This is a genomic window from Azospirillum sp. (genome assembly GCF_035627195.1).
Taxonomy (GTDB): domain Bacteria; phylum Pseudomonadota; class Alphaproteobacteria; order Azospirillales; family Azospirillaceae; genus Azospirillum.
The window spans coordinates 1-4,572 of sequence record NZ_DASPMG010000034.1 but is presented as its reverse complement, the minus strand read 5'-3'; the positions used below and the strand labels follow the sequence as shown (position 1 = coordinate 4,572).

The following is a 4,572-nucleotide window of genomic DNA, read 5'->3' as shown; positions in this document are numbered from 1 at the left end:
CGCGGGCAGCGCCGGGCGCTGACCGGCAAGGACGTCGCCATGGTGTTCCAGGAGCCGATGACCAGCCTGAACCCATGCTTCACCGTGGGCTTCCAGCTGATGGAATCGCTGAAGGCGCACGAGGGGCTGTCGGGCCGCGCGGTCAAGCGGCGCGCCATCGAACTGCTGGAGCAGGTGGGAATCCCGGCGCCGGAAAGCCGCCTGTCGGCCTTCCCGCACCAGCTGTCGGGGGGCATGAACCAGCGGGTGATGATCGCCATCGCGATCGCCTGCAACCCGCGCCTGCTGATCGCCGACGAGCCGACCACCGCTCTGGACGTCACCATCCAGAAGCAGATCCTGGATTTGCTGGTGCAACTGCAGAAGGAGCGGGGGATGGCGCTGATCCTCATCACGCACGACATGGGCGTGGTGGCGGAAACGGCGCACCGCGTGGCCGTGATGTACGCGGGCCAGGTGGTGGAGACGCGCGCCGCGCGCGACCTGTTCGAACGGCCGCAGCACCCCTACACCGGCGCGCTGCTGGACGCGCTGCCGGAACGGGCGCTGGGGCGGCGCCGGCTGCCGACCATTCCCGGCGTGGTGCCGGGCATCGCGGACCGGCCGGAAGGCTGCCTGTTCAACCCGCGCTGCCGCTTCGCCCAGGCCGACTGCCGCCGGCTGCGCCCGCCGCTGTTTCCGGATCCGGAGGGGCTGGCGCGCTGCTACTACCCGTTGGGCGGCGACATGTGGGGGGCGCCGGCATGACCGACGCTGTGGTTCTGGAAGCGAAGGACCTGCGCAAGCACTACGCGGTGCGGCGCGGGCTGTTCAAGCCGGCGGCGCTGGTGCGGGCGCTGGACGGCGTGTCGTTCCGGCTGGAGGCCGGGAAGACGCTGGCGGTGGTGGGCGAGTCCGGCTGCGGCAAGTCCACGCTGGCGCGCGCCGTCACCATGATCGAGCCGCCGACGGCGGGCCAGCTGCTGTACGACGGGCGCGACGTGGTGGGGCGCTCCGCCGCCGAGATGCGGGAGTTGCGGCGCACCGTGCAGATGGTGTTCCAGAACCCCTACGGCTCGCTGAACCCGCGCAAGACGGTGGGCGCCATCCTGGCCGAGCCGCTGGTGGTGAACACGAAGACCCCCAAGGCCGAACGGCGCGAGCGCGCGCTGGCGATGATGGCGCGGGTGGGGCTGCGCCGCGACCAGATCGACCGCTACCCGCACATGTTTTCCGGCGGGCAGCGCCAGCGCATCGCCATTGCCCGCGCGCTGATGCTGAACCCGCGCGTGGTGGTGGCGGACGAGCCGGTGTCGGCGCTGGACGTGTCGATCCAGGCGCAGGTGCTGAACCTGATGATGGATTTGCAGGAGGAACTGGGCCTCGCCTACCTGTTCATCAGCCATGATTTGAGCGTGGTGCGGCACATCGCCGACGCGGTGATGGTGATGTACCTCGGCCGCCCGGTGGAGCACGGCCCCAAGGACGTGGTGTTCGCCCGGCCGCGCCACCCCTACACCCGCATCCTGCTGGCCGCCACGCCGCGCGTGAACCCGGAGCTGCGCGCCGAGCGCGTGGTGCCGAAGGGGGAGCTGCCGTCGCCGCTGAACCCGCCGCCCGGCTGCCCCTTCCACCGCCGCTGCCCGCACGCGCGGGAGAACTGCGCCGTGGACGTGCCGGCGCTGCGCGACGTGGACGGGCGGCTGGTGGCGTGCCATTACGCCGAGGAGATGGCGTGATTCACCAAGTGGACAAAGTTGACGCGTTGGTGAATGCTGAAACCCTGCATTGTGTATAGACGTCGAGGCGGGGGCAGGGTGATGCGGCGAACCTTTATGTGTCTGGCGCTTCTGTTCGGCTTGTCCGGGTGCGCAGCGAACCTTCAACGGGCACCGACGCTGGTGGGGACGCACGAAGGCAAGTCACTGTATAGCATCGACGGCTACACCGACTGGGGCGAGACCCGGGAAGCCGATGCCCGTGCCTATGCCGAAAAGTTCTCCAAGCTTCACTGCAAGGCGGACGCGAACATCGTGCGCTTTGAATCTGGGGAGTTGAGTACCAACGGCGGCATCCGGTTCCGGCAATGGATGGCTGCCTATACCTGTGACAGGCCCAATTGATTGCCCGCCTGAGACCGCAGGACGGGAGGATGTCAGTTCGCTGGCCGCACATGCCGCGGAAGGGACACCGCTTGACCTCCCCGGCGTCCTGCGTGCACAACCATAGGGGATAATCCTTAGGTGGTGAATGATGGGCGCGGGGGGCTGGCGGCAACGCGTCTGGGTCGATGCCCGGCCGTGGTGGATCCTGGCCGTGGTCCAGTTGGGCAACCTGATGCCCAGCATGGACGGGTCGATGGTCGGCATCGCGCTGCCGGCCATGGCGGACGCCACGGGCATTCCGCTGGGCACCCTGCAATGGGTGGTCACCAGCTATTACCTGACCGGCGCCGTCGTCGTGCTGATCGCCGGGCGGCTGGGCGACCTGCTGGGGCGCGGGCGGCTGTTCACCTTCGGCTTCGTGCTGTTCGCCGCCGCCTCCGTGGGCTCGGCGCTGGCGCCGAACCTGCCGCTGCTGCTGACGTGCCGCGTGCTGCAGGCCATCGGCGGGGCGAGCCTGGTGGCCAACGGCAACGCCATCATCACCAGCACCTTCACCGACGGGCGGCGCGGCTTCGCGCTTGGGTTGAACTCCACCATCCTGGCCGGCGGCATCGCGCTGGGCTACGTGGTCGGCGGGTTCCTGGTCGACGGGTTCGGCTGGCGGTCGGTGTTCCTGGTCAACCTGCCCATCGGCGTCGCGGCCACGGTGCTGTCGGTGCTGGTGCTGCAGACGCGGCCGGCGGCGCGCAAGCCGTTCCGCTTCGACTATGTGGGCGCGGTGCTGCTGGCGCTGGCGGTGAGCGGGCTGCTGATCGGGCTGCAGCAGCTGGGCCGGCACAAGGCGCTGACCGGCGACGCGCTGGCGCTGCTGGGCGGCGGCGTGGCGGCGCTGGCGGCGCTGATCGCGGTGGAGCGGCGGGTGAAGAGCCCGCTGCTGCCGCTGGAGGTGTTCGCGCAGCGCAACGTCTCCGTCGGGCTGGCGGCCATCGCGCTGTTCTGCGCGACGCTGGCGGCCAGCGGCATCCTGCTGCCGATCTATCTGCAGGGCATCCTGGGCGTGGGCGCGGCGGAGGCCGGGCTGGCGCTCGCCCCGTACTCCATCACCATGTGCCTGCTCGCCCCGTTCTCCGGCATCCTGGCGGAGAAGTTCAACGCGGCCTGGATGATGGCCGGCGGGGCGGCGCTGGCCATGGCGGTCACGGTCGGCTACGCGCTGCTGGGCCTCGACGGGCCGCTGATGGCGGTATCGCTGGGGCAGCTGCTGATCGGGCTGGCTGCGGGGGTGTTCTTCGCGCCCAACCGGGTGATCCTGTTCTCCGGCCTCGCCGACGGCTACCTGGGCGTGGTGTCGGGGCTGATGCAGCTGACCCGCCAGCTGACCTACGCCGTGGTCATCGCCGCTTCGACCCTGGCCGTCACGCTGGCGGTGGAGCCGTACGGCAACCTGTCGGACCTGTCGGCGGACAACGCCGTCTCCCCCGCCTTCGAGGAGGCGATGGTGGGGACGATGGCCGCCGTCTACCTCGTGCTTGCCGGGCTGCTGGCCGGGGCGGTGGCGCTGTGCCTGTGGCACGCCCACACCCGCGCCCGCGCCGCCGCCGCTTCCGCCCAACCCCTCACCCCCGCCACGGAGCCCTCGCCATGACCGACGCGGCTGCACCGGGCCGCCTGCTGGCCCGCCTGACCGTCAACACCGACCGCAAGATGCTGACCGCCGTCTGCGCGCTGGTGCGGGAAACGGCGCGCTGCGCCGGCTTCGACGAGCGCCATTCCCAGCACCTGGAGCTGGCGGCGGAGGAGGCGGGCATCGTCGTCATCGAGCAGTCGTTCGAAGGGCGCAGCGACGGCCAGTTCGACCTGACGATTTCCGACGAGGGGGCGCGCTTCGTCATCGCCGTGCACGACCTGGGCCTGCCGTTCGACTGGTCGAAGGCCGAGGCGGCGGAGAGCACCAGCCTGTCCATCCAGCTGCTGCGCTCGCTGACCGACGAGATCCGCTTCGTCAACCTGGGCAAGCAGGGCAAGCGGATCGAGTTCATCGTCAACCGCTCCGAGCGGGAGCTGGAGAACCCCTGCCTCGAATCCCTCAGCCACACCGCGGCCGAGGTGCCGGCGGCCCCGGCCGACACGCCGCTGGAGCTGCGCCTGCTGAACCCGGAAGCGGACGGCATCGCGCTGGCGCGCTGCATGTTCAACGTCTACGGCTACAGCTATCACGAGGTCGTCTACTTCCCCGAGCACCTGCGCGACCTGATCGAAAAGGGGCTGCTGTTCTCCCTGGTCGCGGTGACGCCGGAGGGCGAGGTGGCCGGGCACCAGGGGCTGAAGAAGGACCGCCCGGACGCCCGCGTCGCCAATGTATCCATGGGGGCCGTCGATCCGCGCTTCCGCGGCCGCAAGCTGTTCGAGCGGCTGAAGGAGGACGCGTTCGGCCGCGTCAAGGCGCAGGGGCTGCTGGGCCTGTACGGCGAGGCGGTGACGCTGCACC

5 protein-coding genes are annotated in these 4,572 nt (G+C 70.3%); all 5 read left to right on the top strand.

Going from position 1 to position 4,572, the window contains the following annotated elements; translation table 11 throughout:
• Positions 1 to 747, top strand: a 747-nt coding sequence (locus tag VED21_RS02370) for an ABC transporter ATP-binding protein (protein WP_324880706.1), incomplete at its 5' end; no start/stop codon positions are given.
• Positions 744 to 1,718: a peptide ABC transporter ATP-binding protein gene (locus VED21_RS02365; protein WP_324880705.1), complete on the top strand. Its 975-nt coding sequence runs from the start codon at positions 744 to 746 to the stop codon at positions 1,716 to 1,718. The genes VED21_RS02370 and VED21_RS02365, both read left to right, overlap by 4 nt.
• A gap of 81 nt (positions 1,719 to 1,799) precedes the next feature.
• Positions 1,800 to 2,102: a hypothetical protein gene (locus VED21_RS02360; RefSeq protein ID WP_324880704.1), complete on the top strand. Its 303-nt coding sequence runs from the start codon at positions 1,800 to 1,802 to the stop codon at positions 2,100 to 2,102.
• Positions 2,103 to 2,229: 127 nt separating this feature from the next.
• Entirely contained in the window at positions 2,230 to 3,729 is a 1,500-nt protein-coding gene (locus tag VED21_RS02355; protein WP_324880703.1) for an MFS transporter, read from the top strand.
• The coding region (locus VED21_RS02350; protein ID WP_324880702.1) for an ATP-binding protein at positions 3,726 to 4,572 on the top strand (847 nt) is incomplete at its 3' end. The genes VED21_RS02355 and VED21_RS02350, both read left to right, overlap by 4 nt.

Coding starts and splice junctions, on each gene's coding strand:
- VED21_RS02365 (WP_324880705.1), top strand. CDS start 744: ATGACCGACGCTGTGGTTCTGGAAGCGAAGGACCTGCGCAAGCACTAC.
- VED21_RS02360 (WP_324880704.1), top strand. CDS start 1,800: ATGCGGCGAACCTTTATGTGTCTGGCGCTTCTGTTCGGCTTGTCCGGG.
- VED21_RS02355 (WP_324880703.1), top strand. CDS start 2,230: ATGATGGGCGCGGGGGGCTGGCGGCAACGCGTCTGGGTCGATGCCCGG.